Annotated in this window: 16 protein-coding genes; 10 read left to right on the top strand and 6 right to left on the bottom strand. The window is 60.5% G+C overall.

Annotated elements, in window-relative coordinates; translation table 11 throughout:
* Positions 1-105: 105 nt before the first annotated feature.
* Positions 106-654 carry a hypothetical protein gene (locus tag ACR30Z_RS01335; RefSeq protein ID WP_434371013.1) on the bottom strand — a complete coding sequence of 183 codons (549 nt, stop codon included), beginning with the start codon at positions 652-654 and terminating at the stop codon, positions 106-108.
* Here ACR30Z_RS01335 and ACR30Z_RS01330 point away from each other — a divergent pair.
* From ACR30Z_RS01330 to secA, 4 genes are all read left to right on the top strand, one after another.
* Positions 628-1,101, top strand: coding sequence for a ComF family protein (locus ACR30Z_RS01330; protein ID WP_434371012.1), 474 nt, complete (start codon positions 628-630; stop codon positions 1,099-1,101). The two genes, ACR30Z_RS01335 and ACR30Z_RS01330, sit on opposite strands and share 27 nt — an antisense overlap.
* A gap of 143 nt (positions 1,102-1,244) precedes the next feature.
* Positions 1,245-1,973, top strand: a complete 729-nt coding sequence (gene hpf / locus ACR30Z_RS01325) for a ribosome hibernation-promoting factor, HPF/YfiA family (protein WP_144649942.1) — start codon at positions 1,245-1,247, stop codon at positions 1,971-1,973.
* A 29-nt stretch (positions 1,974-2,002) separates the two neighbouring features.
* On the top strand, positions 2,003-3,202 hold the full coding sequence (locus ACR30Z_RS01320) for a winged helix-turn-helix domain-containing protein (RefSeq protein WP_434371011.1): 1,200 nt from the start codon (positions 2,003-2,005) through the stop codon (positions 3,200-3,202).
* Positions 3,203-3,331: 129 nt separating this feature from the next.
* Positions 3,332-6,073, top strand: a complete 2,742-nt coding sequence (gene secA, locus ACR30Z_RS01315; protein WP_144649938.1) for a preprotein translocase subunit SecA — start codon at positions 3,332-3,334, stop codon at positions 6,071-6,073.
* 115 nt (positions 6,074-6,188) lie between these two features.
* On the opposite strand, the gene ACR30Z_RS01310 is transcribed toward secA, so the two are convergent.
* The gene (locus ACR30Z_RS01310) at positions 6,189-6,611 is read right to left on the bottom strand and encodes an Rv3235 family protein (protein ID WP_434371010.1); all 423 of its coding nucleotides are present in this window, start codon (positions 6,609-6,611) and stop codon (positions 6,189-6,191) included.
* A gap of 157 nt (positions 6,612-6,768) precedes the next feature.
* Positions 6,769-7,533: a LysM peptidoglycan-binding domain-containing protein gene (locus ACR30Z_RS01305; protein ID WP_434371009.1), complete on the bottom strand. Its 765-nt coding sequence runs from the start codon at positions 7,531-7,533 to the stop codon at positions 6,769-6,771.
* 147 nt (positions 7,534-7,680) lie between these two features.
* Here ACR30Z_RS01305 and ACR30Z_RS01300 point away from each other — a divergent pair, with 147 nt between their 5' ends.
* The gene (locus ACR30Z_RS01300; protein ID WP_434371008.1) at positions 7,681-8,268 is read left to right on the top strand and encodes a hypothetical protein; all 588 of its coding nucleotides are present in this window, start codon (positions 7,681-7,683) and stop codon (positions 8,266-8,268) included.
* On the opposite strand, the gene ACR30Z_RS01295 is transcribed toward ACR30Z_RS01300, so the two are convergent.
* Positions 8,265-8,486: a helix-turn-helix domain-containing protein gene (locus ACR30Z_RS01295; RefSeq protein WP_144649931.1), complete on the bottom strand. Its 222-nt coding sequence runs from the start codon at positions 8,484-8,486 to the stop codon at positions 8,265-8,267. The genes ACR30Z_RS01300 and ACR30Z_RS01295 overlap by 4 nt on opposite strands.
* A 155-nt stretch (positions 8,487-8,641) precedes the next feature.
* Between ACR30Z_RS01295 and ACR30Z_RS01290 the strand changes: the two genes are divergently transcribed.
* Genes ACR30Z_RS01290 through ACR30Z_RS01275 form a run of 4 tightly spaced genes read left to right on the top strand, consistent with a single transcriptional unit; the run spans position 8,642 to position 17,010 of the window.
* Positions 8,642-9,286, top strand: a complete 645-nt coding sequence (locus ACR30Z_RS01290) for an SAF domain-containing protein (protein WP_434371007.1) — start codon at positions 8,642-8,644, stop codon at positions 9,284-9,286.
* The gene (locus ACR30Z_RS01285; protein WP_434371006.1) at positions 9,283-10,593 is read left to right on the top strand and encodes an AAA family ATPase; all 1,311 of its coding nucleotides are present in this window, start codon (positions 9,283-9,285) and stop codon (positions 10,591-10,593) included. Before ACR30Z_RS01290 ends, ACR30Z_RS01285 begins: the two co-directional genes overlap by 4 nt.
* 58 nt (positions 10,594-10,651) lie before the next feature.
* Positions 10,652-15,508: an NAD-glutamate dehydrogenase gene (locus tag ACR30Z_RS01280; RefSeq protein WP_434371005.1), complete on the top strand. Its 4,857-nt coding sequence runs from the start codon at positions 10,652-10,654 to the stop codon at positions 15,506-15,508.
* Positions 15,509-15,540: 32 nt separating this feature from the next.
* Positions 15,541-17,010 carry a sensor histidine kinase gene (locus ACR30Z_RS01275; RefSeq protein ID WP_011775340.1) on the top strand — a complete coding sequence of 490 codons (1,470 nt, stop codon included), beginning with the start codon at positions 15,541-15,543 and terminating at the stop codon, positions 17,008-17,010.
* Between the two features lie 103 nt (positions 17,011-17,113).
* Here the strand turns inward: ACR30Z_RS01275 and ACR30Z_RS01270 are convergent, their stop codons facing one another.
* Positions 17,114-17,362, bottom strand: coding sequence for a WhiB family transcriptional regulator (locus ACR30Z_RS01270; protein ID WP_003804966.1), 249 nt, complete (start codon positions 17,360-17,362; stop codon positions 17,114-17,116).
* Between the two features lie 340 nt (positions 17,363-17,702).
* Between ACR30Z_RS01270 and ACR30Z_RS01265 the strand changes: the two genes are divergently transcribed.
* Entirely contained in the window at positions 17,703-18,101 is a 399-nt protein-coding gene (locus ACR30Z_RS01265; protein WP_244296678.1) for a hypothetical protein, read from the top strand.
* A 5-nt stretch (positions 18,102-18,106) separates the two neighbouring features.
* Here ACR30Z_RS01265 and ACR30Z_RS01260 read toward each other — a convergent pair whose 3' ends face one another.
* Entirely contained in the window at positions 18,107-22,030 is a 3,924-nt protein-coding gene (locus tag ACR30Z_RS01260) for an FtsK/SpoIIIE domain-containing protein (RefSeq protein ID WP_434371004.1), read from the bottom strand.
* Between the last annotated feature and the right edge of the window lie 300 nt (positions 22,031-22,330).

The following is a 22,330-nucleotide window of genomic DNA, read 5'->3' as shown; positions in this document are numbered from 1 at the left end:
TTGTTGTCCACATAGTGTCCGTTGTGCCTTCTTGTGGGACGGCTCCTCGGTCAGGCTGACAGCATGACTTTCTCCGCTCCAGGCGCGTGGCTTCGTCAACGCTGGCTACATCAACGCTGGTTCCCTCATCGCGTCGACCCCGATCTTCATGCACCCGAGCCCGCCAGGGCTCGTCGTCGTGGGGTAGATCAGCGGCGTTCGGCGCGGCTCGTGGCCGGGGTGCAAGGGGCTGTGGGTGATCTGGCCTCCCTCTTGGTTCCAGTTGAGTGCGTCTGCTGTGGGGTTGAGGACACGGCGCTCTGCGGCGGATGCGCCAAACGCATACGGCAGCTGTGCAAGCAGCCTTTCCGTGCAGAGCAGGAATCGCCCGCGCTGGTCGACGTGGATGGCACGGCGAAGATCGGGGTGGTGGCCGCGGGGGCCTACCGGGATGAACTGGCACAGTGCCTGCTGTCCTTCAAACATCTTGGCCAGTGGCGCTTGGCCGGCGTTTTGGCGCCATGTCTCAGCAAAGCCGTGGAAGCCGCCACAGGTGGTCAGTCCGGATATTGCCTCGTCCCCGTGCCCACCAGTGGCAGGGCATACCGTGCACGCGGATTCAGTCCGGTGCACCTCCTGCTCCGCTGTATGCACCTTCGCCGGCTGCAGCCGCATTGCCCGAGTTTTGACGTACTGGCAAAAACGGAGGATCCACCCCTGGCCTGGCTGGCCCGTGGGGCACGCCTGCCCTGGGCAGTCGGGCAAATGAAGGCTTTGCTCTCTGCTGTGCTGCTGGACCGTGACACCACGGGTCACACGGGCGGCCAAAAGGGGCTGGGAAGGGGCGAACGGGCCAACAGGGTCCGAGGATCCATGCACGTGAGGGGGCGCCGGATCCAGGAACTGCGTGGGAGGCGGTGCATCCTTGTTGATGACGTACTCACCACCGGGGCTACTCTCGCTGAGGCAGCGAGGGCAGTGACAGCCGCTGGGGGACTCGTCTGCGGCGCTGTGGTGCTCGCGGCCACGAGGCCACCAGCCTACGCTTCATTCGCTGCCGGGCACGACCCCCATGAAGTCCTTAAGACTCAATCAAAAAATAAGTGGCTAAAGGATGAATAACCGGTGGCGATGAACTAACGTCGGTTGTGGGTACCAAGAACAGATGTACCTGTCGATAGCGGCTCGGAAAGGGGCTCGACTGTCCGTCAGACAAGCCCCCAACAGCGCCGTTGTCGTGTCACCTGAGTTATTTGGAGGGCACCATGGAGTTCATGATCAGCGGACGAAATCTCACAGTTTCTGACCGCTTTCGCGAATACGCCGGCGAGAAAATCTCAAAGATTGAATCGCTGGGGGATAAGGTCCAGCGAGTCGACGCCAAGGTTTCCAAGGAAACCAACCCCAGGCAGACGCCGGGCCAGCTCACCGTAGAAGTGACCGTCCTGGGCCGAGGCCCCGTGATCCGTGCCGAGGCCACAGCCGCTGACAAATTCGCTGCCTTCGATCTCGCGTACAACAAGCTGCTTGAAAGGCTTCGTCGGGCGAAGGACCGGAAAAAGGTGCACCACGGCCGCCACACACCTAAGGCCGTGCGGGAAGCTACGGCAACCCTTGAGCCAGCCAGCGCCAGTGAGCCGCTTTACGTCGAAGCCAGCAACCACCAGGAGCCCGCCCCGCAACCGGATGAGCGGTCTCCCTACGACATCGAAAACGACATTCCGGCAGGCGATTCACCCGTCCTGATCCGTCGGAAGGTTTTCCCCGCAGCATCCCTGACGCTGGATGACGCTGTGGACAGCATGGAACTTGTGGGCCACAACTTCTACCTGTTCCTGGACAAGGAAACCAACGCGCCATCGGTGGTATATCGGCGCAGTGGCTGGACTTATGGTGTGATAACGCTTGACTCCACCTGCGAGCCCGGCGAAGAGGCTGTGGAAGAGAAGATCCACGCGTATCGCTCTGACGATCAGGCCGCAACCGCCAAATAAGGCCTCATTTCCTGCATGAAGGGACTTCAATGACCGCTTCGCTGAGCCTCTCACAGGCACGGCGGATCGCATTGGCAGCTCAAGGATTGGCAAAGGTCCGGCCCACCGGTCCCGTGACTCCACGGGTGGTGGGCCGGACCTTTGCCCAACTCCAGCTTGTCCAGATCGATTCGGTTAACGTGGTGGCACGGAGCCACTACCTTCCATTCTTTTCCCGGCTGGGCAATTACGATCCCCAGATCCTCCAGACAATGGCGGGCCGAAAACCACGCAAAATGATGGAGTACTGGGCGCACGAGGCAAGTTTCATCCGCCCTGAGCTGTTCCAGGATCTGTTGCAATGGCAAAGACGGGCGTGGGTTGGAGCCCACCACCTTGACCCAGCGGAACGCCTTGACATGGAAGATCGCATCCTGGCGACCCTCAGAACCGGGCGCCCGATGACGGCGTCGGAAGTTACTGCCAAGCTTGGCCATGACGGCCAAGCCGAGAGTGACAACTGGGGTTGGAACTGGAACATCGTCAAGCGCGTACTGGAGCACCTCTTCGAAGAAGGCAGGGTTTCTGCCGCGTCGAGGACACCGCAATTCGAACGCAAGTACACGTTGACCTCAAGGGTTGTCCCAGCGACGCCGGTAGAGGTCGATGCTGAAGCGTCCCTTGACCGGCTGATCGACGCAGCCGCTCAAGCTCACGGCATTGGGACGGTCCGGTGCTTTTCGGACTACTTCCGGACGCCACTTAAAGCCGGATCGGAGTCAGTCGACCGTCTTGTCCGGGCAGGCCGTCTCGAACCGGTTTCAGTGCGCGGATGGGAACGGGACGTCTTCAGACATGTCAACGCCAAGCTGCCACGAAGAGCCGAAGGTCGGGCGCTTCTAAGCCCCTTTGATTCCTTGGTCTTTGAGCGGAGGCGCTTGGAAGAGTTGTTTGGGTTCCATTACCGCATTGAGATTTACACTCCTGCCGCCAAGCGTCGATTCGGCTACTACGTTCTGCCGTTCCTGCTGAGGGAGTCCATCGTTGCGAGGGTGGACCTGAAGGCAGACCGGCTGGCGGGAAAGCTGCTGGTGCGCTCGGCGTACGGCGAGGTGGACGCGCCGGCGGATACCGCCGTCGAGCTTGCCGCTGAACTTGAGCTCATGGCAGAGTGGCTCGGCCTGCAGGAGGTCGCGGTGTGGCCCGTGGGCGACCTCGCCGAAGCACTCTCCGAAGCGGTCTCCATTTGATCTGGCCGCCCGGCCGCCTACATGGAGTTGGTCAGTCCGCTCAGAGGTGAACACGGCCACGTGGCGTTAGTCTCTCCCGTAGACTGAAACAGCCAGAATTCGGCAGCATGAGACTGGGAGCAATTTCACGTGGCATCACTAATCGAAAAACTTCTCCGCACGGGTGACAAAAAGACACTCAAGCAACTGCGGAACTATGCCGATTCCATCAATGCCCTGGAAGACTCCTTCAAGTCGTTCTCGGATGCCGAACTCCGCGAGGAAACGGACCGGCTTCGGTCCCGCCACCAGGACGGCGAAACCCTGGACGCCCTTCTTCCTGAGGCTTTCGCTGCCGTGCGGGAGGCGTCCTCACGTACTTTGGGCATGCGTCACTTTGATGTCCAGCTCATGGGCGGAGCCGCACTCCACCTCGGCAACATCGCGGAAATGAAAACGGGTGAAGGCAAGACCCTCGTCGCCACAGCGCCGGCCTACCTCAACGCCCTCACGGGCAAGGGCGTTCACGTCGTCACGGTTAACGACTACCTTGCCGAGTATCAGTCAGAGCTCATGGGCCGCGTCTACCGTTTCCTTGGCCTCACCAGTGGCTGCATCCTGTCCAACCAGGACCCCACAGTGCGCAGGCAGCAGTACGCAGCCGACATCACCTACGGAACCAACAACGAATTCGGCTTCGATTACCTGCGGGACAACATGGCATGGGATGCGGGCGAACTCGTTCAGCGCGGCCACAATTTCGCTATCGTGGATGAGGTCGACTCCATCCTGATCGATGAAGCGCGGACCCCGCTGATCATTTCCGGCCCGGCCCAAGGCGACACGAACCGCTGGTACAGCGAGTTCGCCAAGGTCGTCCTTCGCCTGCAGCCTGAGGTCGACTATGAGGTTGACGAGAAAAAGCGAACCGTGGGAGTGCTTGAAGCCGGCATTGAAAAGGTGGAGGACTACCTGGGTATTCAAAACCTTTACGAATCTGCCAACACTCCGCTGATTGGATTCCTCAACAACGCAATCAAGGCAAAGGAACTGTTCAAGCGGGACAAGGACTACGTCATCCTGGACGGCGAAGTCCTTATCGTAGACGAGCACACTGGTCGTATCCTGGCCGGACGCCGCTACAACGAAGGCATGCACCAAGCCATTGAGGCCAAGGAAAATGTCGAGATCAAGGCTGAGAACCAGACTCTCGCCACCGTGACTTTGCAGAACTACTTCCGCATGTACTCGAAGCTTGCCGGCATGACCGGTACCGCTGAGACCGAAGCCGCAGAGTTCATGAGCACTTATAAGCTCGGTGTGGTTCCTATTCCGACCAACCGTGACATGCAGCGCATCGACCAGTCTGACCTCGTCTATAAGAACGAGGTAGTGAAGTTCGACGCCGTTGTCACGGACATCGCTGAGCGCCATGAAAATGGTCAGCCAGTTCTGGTCGGTACCACGAGCGTTGAAAAGAGTGAGTACCTGTCCAAGCTTTTGGCCAAGGAAGGCATCCGTCACGAGGTCCTGAACGCGAAGAACCACGCACGCGAAGCATCCATCGTGGCACAGGCAGGGCGGAAGGGTGCGGTGACTGTCGCAACCAACATGGCCGGCCGCGGTACGGACATCATGCTGGGCGGCAACGCCGAATTCACGGCGATCGCCGAACTGGCCAAGCGCGGGCTGGATCCCGAGGAGAACTCTGAAGAATACGAAGCCGCTTGGCCCGAGGCACTGGCCGCGGCAAAGCAAGCGGTCAAGGATGAACACGAAGAGGTCCTGAACCTCGGCGGCCTCTACGTGCTCGGTACGGAGCGCCATGAATCGCGCCGCATCGACAATCAGTTGCGCGGTCGGTCGGGGCGTCAAGGCGACCCGGGCGAATCCCGTTTCTATCTTTCACTGACCGACGACCTCATGAGGTTGTTCAATTCCGGGGCAGCGGAGCGCCTGATGAACAGTTCCGTGCCGGATGACGTTGCACTTGAGTCAAAGCTTGTCTCACGCGCCATTGCATCGGCACAAGGCCAGGTGGAGGGTCGCAACGCCGAACAGCGCAAGAACGTCCTGAAGTACGATGACGTCCTTAACCGTCAGCGTGAAGCCATTTACGGAGACCGTCGCCGGATTCTTGAGGGCGATGACCTCCACGAGAAAGTCCAGTATTTCCTGGAAGACACCATCAACGCCCTGATTGAGGCAGCAACAGCTGAGGGAACGGGTGACGACTGGGACTTCAACCAGTTGTGGGCCAACCTGAAGACGTTGTACCCGGCTACGGTCACGGCCGAGGACATCATCGAGGAAGCGGGTGGCAAGTCCAAGGTCACGGCAGAATTCCTGAAGGATGAGATTCTCTCCGATGCGCGGCTTGTGTACCAGGCCCGCGAAGAAGCCATTGGTTCTGAAAGCATGCGAGAACTCGAGCGCCGTGTTGTTCTGTCTGTCCTCGGGCGCAAGTGGCAGGAACACCTCTACGAGATGGACTACCTCAAAGAGGGAATTGGTCTCCGTGCCATGGCGCAACGAGATCCGCTGGTGGAATATCAGCGCGAGGGCTTCGTGATGTTCCAAAGCATGATGGAAGCTATCCGTGAGGAGAGCATCGGTTTCCTGTACAACCTTGAAGTTGAGGTGACGCCTGCTGAAGACGTTGTGGTGGCCGACGATTCTGCCGCGGGCGCGCACACAGAACACCATGATCCCCAGATCCGGGCCGCCGGCCTGCAAGCGCCGGAGAGGCCGGCACAGTTGCAGTACACGGCACCTGGAGAAGACGGGGCCACCCAGACGCGCATCGAGGGTCGCGCTTCCGGCCGGTCCGGGAACCCCGCCAAGGCTGCAAACCAGGACCAGCGCAAGCAGGCAAAGAAAAAACGGCGCTGATCCGTTACCGCAGCACGAACATTGAAGAAGGGCGAACCCCGGACGTCACCGTCCGGGGTTCGCTTTTTCTTCGAGCCATTCCCTATTCCAGCCGCAGCCACGCTGCTAACGTCGCCTAACCGATTTCCAGCGCGGTCACTCGCCAAACTCCGTCAAAACGTTCCAGCCGCATGGCCACGGCGCGGCACCGTTGTTCCTCCGCGACGACGATGCTGGCCTCGCAAATGGTGTCCGATATTGAACAGGCCCGAACCGAACGAACCATAGGGCTGCGATGCGGCTGCGCTTGCCCCCGGACCTTGGCTGCGTGTTTCCGGGTGAGGGCCGCCCGATGTTGGAGCGACACGTAACAATCAGGTTCAAGTGATCGCGAAAGCTGCTGCACCGGGCGGGTGCCGGCAAGAACCTCCAAGGCAGCCTGCGCGATACTTCTGGCTACGAGCCGAACGTCGACGTCCGACCCATTTGAACCATAGACGGCGATGGTGCGTTTTACCGCTTGGCGCTTTGCTGGTCGGCTTGCGGTGGCAAGGATCATGGTCATACCTCTGGCATTCACTACTTGAGCTGAAGCGTGGGGGCGCTTTGCTCGGGCTGCTAATGCTGGGATGACGCTGGGATTGACTTTGAGGCGTAAACGCCGCCCCTGAGCGGGTGGCGTTCAACGAATTTGAGGACCAAGCGGCCCTGAACTGTTAGGCGGGTAAAGGCGGCCGTAGGACCTGCCCCGGAAGCAGGACTGATGGGTCACTGCCGATGGTGTCGCGATTGACCTCGTACCACTTGGGCCAGGTCACTGCGACATCCACATCAGTAGCGAAGGGGCCCAGCCGCGCAGAGGCGATAGACCAAAGGGAGTCGCCGGCTTTGACGATGACGCTGGTTTCGTTCGGAGTCGCTTGACGGGATGAAGGACGGCTGAGCAGCCCGGGATCAACCACGGGGGAGCTGGGTTTCCAGCGCGGATCAAGCTCCCGAATCTCGGCATCCCCGTCAACGGAGGCTTCAGCGGCTTCGGTTGTATTGAGGGAAGTTCGCTTCCACGCCGCGTGGACATGGTCCAAAGAATGTGCCGGGGGAGGCTGCCATCCTGGGTCCGGCGAGGTGGCCGCTTGTGCCATGCCGGCGCCTAGAAGGTTCAGGCTCATTGCTGCCACGACAAGCCGCATCATGAACGCGGGGCTGAACTTTGAGAGGATATCGGCTGTCCGGCTATATCCGACACGACGCAGTACCGAGGCGATGAAAGCAATTGCCAGGGAGATTGCCCACCACGTAACCATCGTGGTTCCCGCAGCGCTGGCCACGAAGCCGATCAAGTGGTCAAAGGAGAGGCCTTGCCTGTGACGCTCTGCCGAAAGCCATTGGCCAAGCAGGACGTTGCCTGCAAACACCAAGAGAACTCCGAGTCCGAGAACTGATACGGCCAGGGCAGCGTCGCTACGCAGGTTACGTCCCATTCAAGCCCCCAGCTATTGTTTGATGCGGTTTGATGCCGTTTGATACATCTGTCTCATTTTGAGCATAAATGGCTCCTCTTGTCCAATTCCTGTATGTCTGCCCCGCCTGATTGGCTTCGCGTCCATTCTGAAGCCTAGTCTGAGCACATGAGATGGAACTCTCTCTTTGATGACTTGGAAGCACAATTTTCTGCTGAACGTGCTTTAGCGTCAGAATCCGAAATAGCCGAGCGGGCCAAGGTTGAACTTGCGGGCATCGAGGTCGGCGATCGTCTCAGGGGTGCCGTCGGCGCGGCGATCAAAGTGCTCCTGGTGGACGGCATCGTGCTTCGCGGGGAACTGGGCCACGTCGGAAGCGAATGGCTGGTACTGACTGAGGGCGCCCGGCAATGGCTGATTCCCTTGGCTTCGGTAATCTCATACCAAGGCTTGGGGAGGCTGTCACTGAAGCCCCTGACCCGGACCCGGCAGTCCCTCGGTATCGCCAGCGCCTTGCGGGCGCTCTCCAGGGACCGTGCTGAACTGGTCATTCACTTGACGGTCCGGACAGGAGATGGCCATAAGCTTCGGGGCGTCATCGACAGGGTGGGGCGGGATTACTTTGACTTGGCCGCGGTGCTGAATGGCGAGGCTCGACGGGTCGGCAACGTGGCCGAAGTCGTGACCGTGCCGTTCGGCTCGATTGCTGCCATCTGCTCAGACGGCGGCCTGGGGCTACAGGGTGGCGGGTACTAAGGCTGGTTCGCCTTTGCCTTGGACTCTTCGATCATCCGACTGGCTTCGGCGTAGCGGTCCTGAATGTACTGCTCAAGCATCGTCTCCTCGATGCGCCATTGCCCTCGTCCGCCCACCTGAATGGCTTTCAACTCACCGCTTCGAACCAAGGCATAAGCCTGGGGCGAATTGATTTGGAGCTGTTCGGCGACATCCGCCAGTGTCAGGAATCGGGGCATGGGTCCATTTTGCCATCGTTGCCGCTTATTGGGGTACTTATCCACAGTTTCAGCCCATTTGGAGTTGCTTGCTTTTGCCCTGCCCGAAGCGCCAGTAAGAATGAGGAGGCAGGTCCGTTGGCCGTGCCGTATCTCTTACCGGGGGAGCAGGAAAATTGGGTCCGAGTGCAACCGTAGCCGCCGCTAGATTGAAGAAACCTTCATGGAAGGACCCGCGGCTGCTGATCGGGATTCTGCTGGTTTTGGTGTCCATTGTCGGCGTCATTGCAATAGTTGGAACTGCCGATAGGACAACTCAGGTTTACGCAGCCCGCGAGGACATCGCGGTAGGCCAGCGCGTCACCAAGGCAGACCTTTCCGTTGTCAACGTCCGCCTGGACGACGTCGAGTCCGGCTACCTCACCGTCGAAGGTGGCCTCGATGAAGGCAAAGTCGCACTCCAGAGGGTGGCAAAAAACCAGCTGGTACCCCGCGAAAACTTGGGTATGGCGGATGCGCTGAACCGAAAGCCCGTTGCCATTTCCCTGGAAGAAGAACTTCCCGCACAGGCTGTTCCCGGTGCCCGGGTGGATGTCTGGGTCGCCATGCCGGGTTCGAACAGTTCGTTTGATAAACCGCAACTGCTGCTCCCGGGCGCGGAAATTGCCCAGGTGACAGAAGGGTCCTCGACCCTGGGATCGTCAAGAACGACTGTGGTGATGGTGCTGGTGACGGATGAACAGATGCCCAGGATGCTTGGAGCGCAAGCCAACAAAGCAAAAGTTTCCGTCGTTTGGAACCCTGCGGGCTTGGTTCGATGAGTATTCCCGTCATCACCGTTGGCCCGGCGCAGGAAGCTGTAGTGGGCGGTCTGGAACGTCTGCACGGCCCAGTCACCGTGGTCCGCAGGTGTTCAGAGCTTGCTGAGCTCATGGCTGCCTGCCAAAGCGGCCTCGCCATGGCGGCCGTGGTAGCCGAAGGGGGCGAAGAGCTCACCACCACGTTGGTTGATCGGCTTGGGGCGGTCGGTGTCTCCATCGTAGCTTTGACGGATGATCCCGCAGAAGTGCGGCGCTTGCACGCAATCGGGGTGGTTGCCGCTGCTACGGCAATTGATCCGGCGGACCTTGCTGCCAAGATCTCCGACGCAGTTGCTCGGGAAGGCCACCGTAATCGGCTGGGGTCCGGTCGCGATGCGGGTTTCGCGGATTCAGGGGCTGAATTGCTACTGCTGCCTGCAGCCAAAGTCGTCGAGGAAGAGACCGGCGGTTCAGGCCGGATCATCGCTGTCTGGGGACCTACTGGTGCTCCGGGGAGGACCCTGCTTGCTGTAAATATCGCCGCGGAATTGGCAGCCGAAGGTGAATCGGTGATCCTTGTGGACGCTGACAGCTATGGGGCCAGCGTGGCGGCTTCCCTAGGTCTACTCGATGAGTCCGCCGGGCTGGCCCAGGCGTGCAGGCTCGCGGATCAAGGCCTGCTCGACGCCGATGCGCTAAAGGCGGTTGCTGCCCCTGTCTTTACCAAAGGTGGAGCGTTCCGGGTACTCACCGGCACAACGCGAGCTGATCGCTGGACCGAACTCAGGGCGGCTGCGCTCTCTCAGGTCTTGGAGAAGGCCCGGCAAGTGGCCGACGTCGTAGTAGTCGACGCAGGTTTCTGCCTCGAATCAGACGAAGAGTTGAGTTTCGACACCATGGCTCCCCGCCGCAATGCGGCGACACTGCGCAGCTTGGAGATGGCGGACGTTGTGTTCGCTGTGGGAGCGGCGGATGCCGTTGGTGTGCCCAGGCTGGTTCGTGGCTTGGCAGAACTTGAGGTTGCCGTTCCCCAAGCGTCGCCTCGTGTAGTACTGAACAAGGTGAAGCGGTCGGCCGTAGGCCATTCGCCCAGTCAGCAGCTGCAGGATGCTTGGGACCGCTACGGTCCGGGAGCGGGTATAGACGCGTACCTTCCGGCCGATTCGTCGGCCTGCGATGCCGCATTACTGTCAGGTGCGGTCCTGCTGGAAGCCGCACCAGATTCTGCGCTTCGAACTGCCATCGCTAATTTGGTCTGTGCGCCTGTCCAGCGAAATGCCAATTCTTCTAGGCGAACTACCAGAGCTTTGCGTCTCCTTAAGCGCTAGGCTCGCCATGTGGGCTGCAGAGTCGCAGCAATTAACATTGTGATGGAGGCGTTTGTCGATGTCGTCAGGATCCAGCGTGGAGGATCGGTCCGATGCAGCAGTTGTCCGTGAAGGGTTCTTCGGTGACTACTATGAGCATCTCGCGGAGGAGGATTCCCGTGCGTACTCGCCTGACCTTCTGATATCGCGGGCAACGAACCACAGGAGCGTGGCCCAGTCGCGGCGGCCTGGAAATGCCATCGTGGAGATTACCCCCGAAGCCGACCGCAGTGTCGTCTATATCGTCACTGACGACATGCCGTTTCTTGTGGACTCTGTCAACGCGGAACTCGTTCGCCAGAACTGTGCGATCCGATTGGTGATGCACCCGTTGTTCGTGGTCGCACGTGATCGGGTTTCGGGGGAACTGAGCAACATCTCGAGGGTTCCATCCAACGTTGGAATATCCAGTGGCGATACCGCGGCTCTGCCCAGCGTCGCCCACCTGCTCGGTGACGGCGACAACGCCTCTCATATGGAGTCGTGGATCGCTGTTGAAATTGACCGCGTCAGCGAGGATGCCCGCGAGCAACTGATCAGCGGACTGCAGCGCGTCCTCGGCGACGTCAGGGCCGCGGTGGAAGATTGGCCGAAGATGCGCAGCAAGGCACTGGAACTTGCTGAAGCTCTGGGCGGAATTTCGCACCCGGAGCAAGTCGCCGAACTCCGACAGGCCCAAGACCTCCTGCGGTGGCTGGATAACGGCAACTTCACGTTCCTTGGGTATCGGGAATACGACCTCGTGGATGAAGACGGCGAGGACGTATTGCAACTTCGCGAAGACAGTGGCCTTGGGCTGCTCCGCGCCGGGGACACCACGCGCCAGGTGCAACACCTCACAGATGCCGGGCGGAAGCGGGCAAGGGAGAAGCGTGCCTTGGTCATCACCAAGGCAAATTCCCGCTCTACCGTCCACCGACCCGCTTACCTCGACTACATCGGCGTCAAGAGCTTTGACGCACAGGGCAATGTGAATGGTGAGCGACGTTTCATCGGGCTGTTCGCTACCAGTGCCTACACCGGATCTGTCCGCAGCATCCCGATCGTTCGCGACAAAGTGGATGCTGTACTCCGTAACGCCGGATTCCCGATCGACTCCCATTCGGGCAAGGACCTCCTGGGCATCCTCGAGACGTATCCCCGAGACGAGCTGTTCCAGATCGAGATACCGGATCTTGCTGCCACAGCCACCGGTATCCAGCGTCTGCAGGAACGCCGTCGAACCAAGCTGTTCCTTCGCCCGGATATCTACGGCCGGTTTATGTCCGCGGTGGTGTACTTGCCTCGCGACCGCTACACCACCAGCGTCCGCCTCCGGATAGAGCAGGAACTCCGCGAGACATTCCAGGCCGAAAGCATTGACTACGAGGCACGAATTACCGAGTCGGCCCTGGCACGCGTGTTCTTTAGGATCAGGCTGCCCCGTGCTGCCGAACTGGCGGACGTCAACGTTGAGGATCTTGAACACCGGCTGATGCGCGCGTCGAGGTCCTGGAGCGAGGGCATCGCCGAGGTTCTCCGGGAGCACCGTCCGATCGAGGACGCGGATGTCCTGTCTGCGCTTTGGGCAGAGGCGTTCCCTGCTGGCTACCGCGTGGACTACGAAGTGGAAGACGCGCTGGAAGACATCGAGCGCTTCGAGAAATACGGAGCGCAGGCGGAACGCGCCGGGGGAGCCCACAAGCAGGTTAAACCTGGTGTCCATGTGTATCTACCAGAAGGTGCAGGCGAAGCCTTGGAGGAGGATGCCCGCGTCAAGCTCTACTTGATGGAGCCCAAAAGCCTGAGCCAGATTCTTCCCTATTTCCACAACCTTGGTCTTGAAGTGTTGGACGAGCGGCCCTTCGAAATCGAGACCGCTGATCACCGCGACTTCTTCCTGTACGACCTCGGGCTCAAGTACCCCGCAGGTGTGGATCCTCTCGCTACCGGCGGCCTCTTGGGCGATTTCTTCGGCGCTGCCGTCACGGGGGCTGTCGAATCGGACAACTTTGATCGCCTGGTACTCCGGGAAGGCATGCACTGGCGTCAGGTAGTGGTTCTCCGCGCGTACGCCAAGTACATGCGACAGATGGGGAACACCAACTCCTTCGGATTCATCGCCGATACGCTCCTGGGTAACCCGGACGTCGCACGTGGGCTCGTTGAACTCTTTTCTGCTCGCTTCGACCCCTCCGTGGGAGAGGACGAACGGCCTGGACGCCAGGCTGCAGCACAGGCAGCGCTCACCGAATCCATCGAGCAAGTGGCCACTCTGGATGCGGACCGGGTGCTGCGAACCTTCGTGAACCTCATCGAGTCGACGCTGCGCACCAATTACTTCCAGAACAAGGAGTACCTCAGCTTCAAGCTGGATCCAACGTCAATTGACGGGCTGCCATTCCCACGTCCGATGTTCGAGATCTGGGTCTACTCTCCGAGGGTGGAGGGCGTGCACCTCCGCTTCGGAAAAGTCGCCCGCGGTGGCCTTCGCTGGTCGGACCGCAGGGAGGACTTCCGCACGGAGATCCTGGGCCTGGTCAAGGCGCAGACAGTCAAGAATGCTGTCATCGTTCCTACCGGCGCCAAGGGTGGATTCTTTGCAAAGAAACTGCCCAACCCCGCGGTAGACCGGGCGGCCTGGATGGCCGAAGGAATCGAGAGTTACAAGACCTTCATTCGGGGTCTGCTGGATATTACCGACAATCTCGTGACGTCCGCGGAGGGCGAAAGGCTTGTACCGCCGTCGGACGTTGTTCGGCACGACGGGGACGACTCCTACCTCGTGGTGGCAGCGGACAAGGGCACAGCCACATTCTCCGATACTGCGAACGGGTTGGCCGCTGAATACGGCTTCTGGCTCGGCGACGCATTTGCCTCTGGCGGGTCGGTTGGTTATGACCACAAGGCAATGGGCATCACTGCGCGGGGAGCATGGGAATCAGTTAAGCGGCATTTCAGCGAGCTCGACCTCGACACCCAAACCGAAGAATTCACGGTGGTGGGCGTCGGCGACATGTCAGGCGATGTCTTCGGCAACGGCATGCTGCTTTCCCGCCATATCCGACTCCTGGCGGCGTTTGATCACCGCCATATTTTCCTTGATCCTGCACCTGATGCCGCATCATCGTTCGCAGAGAGGCAGAGGCTTTTTGAGCTTCCCCGGTCGTCGTGGGATGACTACGACCGCACACTCATCAGCGAAGGCGGCGGAGTCTACGCTCGCCAGGCCAAGGCGATTCCGGTCTCGGACCAGGTACGCAAGGCGCTGGGCCTGCCTGATGGAACTACGCAACTGAGCCCGCCTGAACTTCTTCGCGCCATTCTGCTGGCACCGGCAGACCTCCTCTATAACGGCGGCATCGGCACCTACGTGAAGGCCAGTACCGAAACCCATGCGGTCGTAGGCGACAAGGCCAACGACGCCATTCGCGTGGATGGTCGTGACCTGCGGGTCAAGGTTGTCGGAGAAGGCGGAAACCTGGGATTGACGCAGCGGGGACGTATCGAGGCCGCCTTGCAAGGGGTCATCCTGAATACTGACGCGATCGACAACTCAGCCGGCGTGGACTGCTCCGACCACGAGGTCAACATCAAGATCTTCGTTGACCGCATGGTAGCCGCAGGCAAGCTGGAACCCACCGAACGGGCTTCCTTCCTGGCCGACATGACCGACGAAGTTGGACGACTTGTCCTCCAGGACAATATCGACCAAAACATCCTCCTCCTTAACGACCGGACTCGTGTTGCGGACTGGAGCCCGAGCTACGAGCGCCTCATGGATTGGCTGGAGAAGTCTGCCGACCTCAAGCGTGATCTTGAAGCCCTGCCGACCACAGAAACCCTGCGGTCGAGGTTGGAGCAGGGCCAAGGCCTGACGTCTCCCGAACTTGCAGTACTGGCCGCTTACGCGAAGATCGAGTTGGGTGCGGCGCTGCGCGACAGCAACCTCGCCGACGATCCTTGGTTCGCGGACACCATCCGCAACTACTTCCCAAAGCAATTGCGGGAGAAGTTCGACGCGGAACTGGATACTCATCCGCTGCGGCGGGAGATCATCGCAACTGTCGTCGCCAACGACATCATCAACCTGGGTGGCATCACCTTCGCCTTCCGAGCCATCGAAGAAACATCAGCCAATGAGGTTGCAGTGGCGAAAGCCTTTGTGGCACTGCGCGAAATCTACGATCTCGATCCGATGGTCGCCGAGTTGAACGCCCTGCCGGCTTCATTCCCGACTGAACACTGGAGTGAAGTCCACCTCGATATCCGCCGCCTGCTCGATCGCGCGGTGCGGTGGGTCTTGGGCCAGGGAATGGCGTCGAAGCCTATTTCCGAGGTCGTGGAATCATTCAAGCCGATGATGGCACCGCTCCGGGCCAAACTTCTTGAATATCTGCGTGGTGAAGACAAGGTCCGCATCACCGGCTGGCTGGATAAGGCGCGGGGATGGGAACTGCCGGAACACCTGGCGCACCGGTGGGCGGAGCTCTTTGAGAGCTACGCACTCTTGGACATCGCGCGGATTGCCCAGACCGGGAGCGACAGCGTCGAGGACGTTGCACACGTGTATTACACAGTGTTCAACCGCTTCCACGTAGATTCGCTGCTGGAACGGATCAGCTCGCTACCGCGGGACGACCGCTGGCAGGCGTTGGCGCGTGCGGCACTTCGGGATGACTTGTACTCGACAGTGGCAGACATGACTACTTCGGTGCTTGAGTCGACCGAGGCCGGCGCCGTAGCCGAAGATCGCCTTAAGGCATGGGAAGGCCTAAATGCCGAGCAACTCGGACGGGCAAAGACCATGTTCGATGAGGTCAACGCCCTGGAAGCCGACGACATGGCTTCACTGTCGGTAGCATTAAGGCTCTTGAGGTCAATCGTTCGACGCTAGGGTTTGCTCCCGGCGTCGCAAATGGAGGTGCAGTGGCAATCTTTACAGACCCCATCAGGGAACACGCTGATTTCGGGCCTGGAGATGCCGAATGGCTGCACCTCCTCGTCGGTGACTGGCAAATGGTCGCAGACTTGGCTTTCGCGGACCTCGCATTGTGGTTTCCGCACCCGGAGTTCGGATATATCGCCCTCGCCCACGTCCGTCCGTCGACATCCCACACGGTGTTCCACGCGGACTTCGTGGGTGAGGGCATCCGGTCTGATCTGCGCCCCCTTGTGGATAAGGCATGGAACAGCCGATCGATCGAACGCTCCAGCGAAACGAGCTGGAGCAGCGAGATGGCGTTGCGTGTAGAGGCTGTTCCCATGGTGCGTAACGGCAGAACGCTCGCCGTAGTGACGTCCCATATGGACTTGTCCAGCTCGCGCATGCCATCCAGGCTGGAACTAACGTATCGCCAGTGTGCGTATGACCTCCTGCGCATGGGAACCCTGGGACTGTGGCCTGATTTTGCTTCTCCGACGGGTTCCCGGCGGGGGGCGCCGCGCGTTGGCGACGGACTCATCAGGCTCGACGCTGAGGGCATCGTGCAGTATGCCAGCCCCAACGGTGTGTCTGCCTTCCGCAGGCTCGGTGAAGTTGAGTCCTTGGAAGGCCGCTCTCTGGCGGAGGTTACAGCAGGGCTGCTGAAGGACCGCAGGATGGTGGACGAGACTCTGCCATTGGTTGTTACCGGTCGCATGCCCTGGCGCAGCGAGATTGAGTCACGAGGCGTCAGCCTCTCCTTGCGCGCCATTCCGTTGCGCGACGAACAGCACCGTTTTGGAGCTCTCGTTCTGTGCCGTGATGTCTCAGAACTGAGGCGTCGAGAGATGGAACTTGTGACCAAGGATGCAACAATTCGGGAAATACACCACCGGGTGAAGAACAATCTCCAGACAGTGGCTGCCCTCCTGCGGATGCAATCCCGGAGAATGGTCAGTGACGAAGCGAAGCAGGGACTGGAGCAGGCAATGCGGCGCGTGGCCACTATCGCGCTCGTGCACGAAACACTCTCCCAAGGGCTCACGCAAAGCGTTGATTTTGATGAGCTCATAGGACGTCAATTCCGATTGTCCGCGGAGGTGGCCTCGCCGTCCCAGCAGGTACGTACGGAGCGTTCGGGTCTGTTCGGTGAGTTACCGAGTGACTTCGCCACGCCTCTGGCTTTGGTGATCAACGAACTTGTCACCAACGCTGTTGAGCACGGACTGGAGGGGCGCACTGGAACGGTGTGGTTGTTGGCCGACAGGGCCGATGGAGACGGAAACGACGAGTTCCTCACAGTAACCATTGCAGACGACGGCGTTGGTCTGCCGGACGGACAGTACACCGAGGGCTTGGGGTTGCAGATCGTCCGCACGCTGGTGACCAGTGAGCTTGGGGGATCCATTCAGTGGAGTCCCCGCGAGGGAGGCGGAACCGCCGTCGAAATCGTGCTGAACCTGGCCCGTGCGTAGGTTTGCGGGTTCCCTGATGGAGTCGGCAGGACCCTCCGGAAGCAGGGTTTAACAAAGGAAAGGCCGCGGACCGTATGGTCCGCGGCCTTTCCTAATCCGTGTTCTAGGAAGCGCGGCGTGCGCGTGCGGCACGGCGCTTGAGCGCACGACGCTCGTCTTCACTCATGCCGCCCCACACACCGGCGTCTTGTCCGGACTCCAGTGCCCACTGAAGGCAGGTGTCCACGACGGGGCAGCGGCGGCATACGCTCTTTGCTTCCTCGATCTGCAGAAGTGCTGGTCCCGTGTTGCCGACTGGGAAGAAGAGCTCCGGGTCCTTGTCGAGGCAGGCTGCGCGATTACGCCAATCCATGCTGATCAGTCACTCCATTCGTGAGAACTAGAAGGGCCTTTTGTGAAAACATTCACGAGAGGCTCCAAAGGAAAGGGGCCCGCATGGGCCCCCTTGGTCGTCTGAGTCAAGCGTTTCATGTTAACGCCTTGTAAACAAGGGGTGTTAGTGGTCGAAATGCCCGGAATCCGTGAGCGATGCATCACATCAGCCGCCAGTGCCCTCACTGCTAGATGACTATGTCCGGTAGTGTGCCAGTGTGTCAAGACCTCCTGTAAACCCTGCCCAATCCGCCTCCGGACCAGACGGAAATGACGGTTCCCACGTGCAAGGGAGCCCGGCGTCCGACGGTTCACATGGCATGCGCCGGCCGAACGGAATCACCGTCATCTCGGTTGTTGTTCTCCTTGAGGCCCTTGCGCTTCTCAGTGCCGCAGCATGGTACGCATTCGAACTCCTGACGGGGGCTCCCGTGCTGACTTTCTGGGGCGCCGTCTTTACTCTGGGACTGCTGCTTGCCTTTTCGGCATGGTTGTTCGCCGTGGGCCATTTCCTCTTCCGTGGATACCGATGGACGCGGGCGGCGGCACTGGTGGCACAGTTGTTTGTCCTCACCATCGGATTCCCTACTATGACCGGCGGGCTCGTGTGGCAGGGGTTGGCGATGATCGTCCCGGCATTGGCAGCGATCATCTTCCTCTTCCAAAAGGACGTCGTGGCTTTTGCGTCGCGCACGGGCGGTACTTCCGGGGCACTTTAGCCATGTCAGCCGTCTTCCTCGGACGCCGTGGGGGACGGCGGCCACACACCCGCCGTGAGCACTGCCTGAAACGGCGTCACCTCCGCTCCATTCACGACGAAGCCGCGACCGGGGCGTCCTGCGCGGTCAAGCTCCAGCCTTACGCCGAGCAGATCTCCGTCGTGGGCCGTTTGCGGCGCCAGGATCAAACCCACCCTGGAATACTGCACTTCCCTGACCAAAGGCAGATTCTGCATCAGTGATGGCCCTACGGTGGCGGTAAGAACGATTCCCCGGACCTTTCCGGCCAAGGCGGCAAGGGCTTGACGGCCTTGAACGTCCAAGCAATCGGCATCGTCCACTAACAGGACACTGTTAGTGTCCAGATCTCCCGCTGCAGCTTCCTGAGCAACGGATGCCCAGAAGGGGCCTGGGAGAGCTGCGTTTGGAGGGAAGACCCATCGCACCGAGGAATTCAAGCTCTGAAGAGATCCCAGCACGGTGCTTTTTCCGGAGCGTCGGCTACCGAGGACAAGGCTCACACCCTGCGCCGGAAGCGGTAGGGACATTGGAAGAGCTTCGTCGCCTCCAAGCCCGATCCACAGGCGGCACTGCGACTTTCCGGCCGACGTGCCGTCAGTAAGGTGGGTCTGAAATACCTGTTCGCTAAGAAGCTCGGGAAGTGGCCTTACTCGAAATGGTGGAGCGGCCGGCAGGAGACGGGCAAAGGGCCAGGCCTCAGAGTCCGGAGCCTCCCTGAACTGCGCCACAACGGTGCTCCCGTCAACTATGGTTCCCGTGACGGCAGCGCGCCCGGGAACGGCTTCCATCCCCGGAAGGCGTGGCCAATGAAACCGAGACTCGTCGGTGGACCCGTACGGAAAATAGGCTCGATTCTGAACAGCGGCAAAGAATCGTGAGCCGACGAGTTCCCGCTCGCCCGAAATCAGCACGGTGATGCCGACAGACCGACCGTCGCGGACGATGTCCAGGAGGCTCCCCTCCGCCCATCCGAAAGGCCCCGCCCTGAGCGCGGTTGCCCATGAGCACCACCCGGCTACCACCAGGACCAGCGGTGAGTGTTCTCCTTCGACCTCACCCACAGTGTGGCGGCGCGCCAATTCCGCGGCGAGTCGTTGCAAGACACGCGCGGCGCTGGGCAGTTGGTGCAGTCCCGCGATGGCGCCGATTCGTCCGTGTTCAACGAAGTCACCGAGTAATCCTGTGGCGTCCAGAATATAGAGGTGCGGCTGGGGACCTTGGGTCGCCAGCATGGCAGACACGGCCCTGAAGCAATTCTGCATGCCACTTGAGGCGCTGCCGATCATGGCCAGGTGTCCGTGTCTTGCAGGCGACCACAACAGCGGTTCCACCACCTGTTGCGCTGGCTTGTCGGCCAACCCCAGCGGCCCGACAACCCATGGTGAGTCTGTGTTTGATCGCACTTGGGCTTCCGGGGCCGGGAGATCCTCATTCCAAGGAATCTCAGTGGCCAACGGGGGAGCTACAGGGCGCCTGGGGAGAGGCTTGCCGAGGCGCTGCCAGGCTCCATTGACCGCCGAAACAACCCACTTTGCACTACCATCCGAGGATGCGTCGTGACGGCCGGCCCGCCCTGCCTCATCGGGGCGTCGCTGCAGAACCTGCAAGGCAGTCTGTACGGGGTGTTGCCTCCTGCCATGCGTCTCGCCGGCCATGGGGACACCTTCAATGGAGGCGGTTTGAAATTCTTCGGCGTCGCTCGAGGCCCTGGCTAGAAATGCCCTGCCCGGAGCCTCGACCGGTATGGAGGCCGCGGCTTTGGAGCCAATGATGTCCACGGACTCCACGTCCGATTGAACACGGAGGGCAATGCTTGACGTTACGTTTGCCCGGATATCTGCAGTTAATGCCCCTTGGGGCCGTTGCGTCGCCATCACCAGGTGGATGCCGAGTGAACGTCCAATGGTGGCAACCCGCATAAGCTCGCGAAGCGCACTGGGAGCTTCGTCAACCAGCATCCGGAACTCGTCGATTACCAGTACCAAATATGGGACGTTCGGATCTTTGCTCGAAGCCATGTGCTGGTACTGAGAGATGTCCGATACTTGTGCCGCTGCAAACAACTCCTCGCGACGCCTGATTTCCCCTCGGAGTGACGCAAGGGTTCGGTCCAAGTCGTGCTTGCCGAGATCCGTCAGTAGGCCAACGCAGTGCGGCAGCCCAGCAAGCGGCCCTAACCCTGACCCGCCCTTGAAATCAAAGAACATGAACGTTATACGCTCCGGAGAATCGACCAACGTCATCGAAGCCACCAAGGTTCGAAGGAGTTCGGACTTTCCGGAGCCTGTTGTTCCAGCGACCAGCAAGTGCGGCCCATCATATTTGAAGTCAAAAGCCACCAAACCGTGGCGTCCCTTGCCAAGCACAGCCGAGAGACCGTTCGCTACCGCGGTAGCGCCCCAGCGGCGGAGGATCCTTCGCGGGCCTGTTGGAAGCAAGTCCGGCAGGGAGCATTTGTCTGGAATGACGTGGCTGAGCTCGGAGCCTTCATGGCAGGCAGTGGCCGCCATGTTCCGGCAAAACGCGTCAAAAACTTCACAGGGTACGAGGTCCGGTATGAAGGGCCGGCGCTCGCCGTCCATCTCCATGTGGCCTGTCGTCCCCGCATCCCCAATCTCGATAACATGCCCGGGCTGCTCGGAAGAAGGAAGATGCTGTATTACCTGCCACCCGGCGACGCGTGCGGATGCCAGGAGCGAGGACGTGGGCTGAGTTTCGTCACTCGTCGGCTCGTTCACTATGACGAGCCTGCCAGGCGGACTGCCGCTGCGTTGCAAAAGGGCAGCCAGGGCCACCGTCGGAGTGCTGGCGAGGGTCACACGCGAAAGGAATCTGGCGCTCAAGGGCAGTCTCTCGATCTGCCCGAGGATAATGATGGACGTCCCCGCCGAGGCCGGGTAGCTTACAAGCTGCATCACCATGAAACGAAGCAATGCATCCACATAAGCAGCTTGACCGCGGATTACCACCAGCTGATGCCGTGGATCCAGATTCACCGCCGCGAACCCAATAGGCGGCGGACGGAAATGCGGATCGTCTGGAGCCAGCCGAACGTTTGCCAAAGCCCGCGTGGTGCCAAGCCGGAGCCACACTCCGGGATCCCCAGGGCTCACGCCCACAGCAGTAGCGGCAGTTGGAGTGGGAAGGACTTTGCCCTGTGAGGTCTCTTCGGCTGCAGCGCCCACAGCGGCTCGGCGGTGGGTGTCCATCACTATGTCCGCGGCAGACGGCGATGACCGGCGTCGCCGCTCGATATCGACTTGCACCGACTTCGCGACGGCCAGGCTGAGATCCCGGCGGCTCTTCCGGCCAGCGAATAATGGGACAAGCAGGCCGAAAGCCGATATGGCAGTGAACCCCAAGTACGCCCACATGCCTGTTACCACGGCAAGACCTATGCCGGCAGCGAGCGGGAGTCCCGCTGCCAAAGCCATCGAGAAGCGATGACCAGGGCTTCTTGTGTGCTGTACCTCAAGTGGTTCTTCCACGGAGCGACCGGCATCGGCTGAGATCTGCGGCAACGGACCGGCATCCGTGAAGACAGTGAAAGTGGAGTTGCCACACCGAATCCGTGAATCGGAAGCCAACTGTTTTTGGTGCGTGGGCCGGTCATCTATGAAAACAGGGTTCGCGCCCTCGATGTCGCTCAGCGTAACTGCAGTGCTGGAAACCTCCAATACGGCGTGTTCCCTGGACATACCTGGATCGGCAACCCGAATGTCGGTGGAACCCCTGCCAATTCGGAATCGGCCGCGGTGAATCCTGAAGACTGACCCGGCACCCGGGCCTGAATGGGCCAGCAGCATCAGGCGAACGGGGCCGGCCTCCGGGTGGCTTGGCGGCGCACCACCATCGACCACGACAGCGCCCGACACGAGCGGTGGCAGGCCAACCGTAAGTGTTGACAAATCCAGGCCTTCCACAGACAGAGGTCCCGTCCCGCGTGCTTCTTCAAGGAGTGACTGAAGGTGCAGGCCTGATGTGCCGGTTGATACTGCGATGGTCAATTCTTCCGGGGCTCCGCTTGCTGTTGCGGCGGGACCCCGTACCAATGTGCACTCCAAGGTCATGGATGTTCCCTCTCTCCTTCACGAGCCGCACCACCGACGTTATGGGCTTGGCCGCTGAACCGCTCCACCTTGCGTGGTGTATGTGGACAACTTGCGAAGCACTCGGCCACACCCCGGCTTGACGCCGGGGCATGGTGT

The sequence above is a fragment of the Paenarthrobacter sp. FR1 genome (assembly GCF_051106045.1).
Classification (GTDB): Bacteria; Actinomycetota; Actinomycetes; order Actinomycetales; family Micrococcaceae; genus Arthrobacter; species Arthrobacter nitroguajacolicus_A.
Note: the sequence above shows the minus strand (reverse complement) of the source record. Positions and strands in the feature narration are given on the sequence as shown.

Excerpts from the sequence above, each read along its gene's own strand:
- ACR30Z_RS01330 (WP_434371012.1), top strand. The coding sequence starts at position 628 with ATGCACCTTCGCCGGCTGCAGCCGCATTGCCCGAGTTTTGACGTACTG.
- ACR30Z_RS01335 (WP_434371013.1), bottom strand. The coding sequence starts at position 654 with ATGCGGCTGCAGCCGGCGAAGGTGCATACAGCGGAGCAGGAGGTGCAC.
- hpf (WP_144649942.1), top strand. The coding sequence starts at position 1,245 with ATGGAGTTCATGATCAGCGGACGAAATCTCACAGTTTCTGACCGCTTT.
- ACR30Z_RS01320 (WP_434371011.1), top strand. The coding sequence starts at position 2,003 with ATGACCGCTTCGCTGAGCCTCTCACAGGCACGGCGGATCGCATTGGCA.
- ACR30Z_RS01310 (WP_434371010.1), bottom strand. The coding sequence starts at position 6,611 with ATGATCCTTGCCACCGCAAGCCGACCAGCAAAGCGCCAAGCGGTAAAA.
- ACR30Z_RS01305 (WP_434371009.1), bottom strand. The coding sequence starts at position 7,533 with ATGGGACGTAACCTGCGTAGCGACGCTGCCCTGGCCGTATCAGTTCTC.
- ACR30Z_RS01300 (WP_434371008.1), top strand. The coding sequence starts at position 7,681 with ATGAGATGGAACTCTCTCTTTGATGACTTGGAAGCACAATTTTCTGCT.
- ACR30Z_RS01295 (WP_144649931.1), bottom strand. The coding sequence starts at position 8,486 with ATGCCCCGATTCCTGACACTGGCGGATGTCGCCGAACAGCTCCAAATC.
- ACR30Z_RS01285 (WP_434371006.1), top strand. The coding sequence starts at position 9,283 with ATGAGTATTCCCGTCATCACCGTTGGCCCGGCGCAGGAAGCTGTAGTG.
- ACR30Z_RS01280 (WP_434371005.1), top strand. The coding sequence starts at position 10,652 with ATGTCGTCAGGATCCAGCGTGGAGGATCGGTCCGATGCAGCAGTTGTC.
- ACR30Z_RS01270 (WP_003804966.1), bottom strand. The coding sequence starts at position 17,362 with ATGGATTGGCGTAATCGCGCAGCCTGCCTCGACAAGGACCCGGAGCTC.
- ACR30Z_RS01265 (WP_244296678.1), top strand. The coding sequence starts at position 17,703 with ATGCGCCGGCCGAACGGAATCACCGTCATCTCGGTTGTTGTTCTCCTT.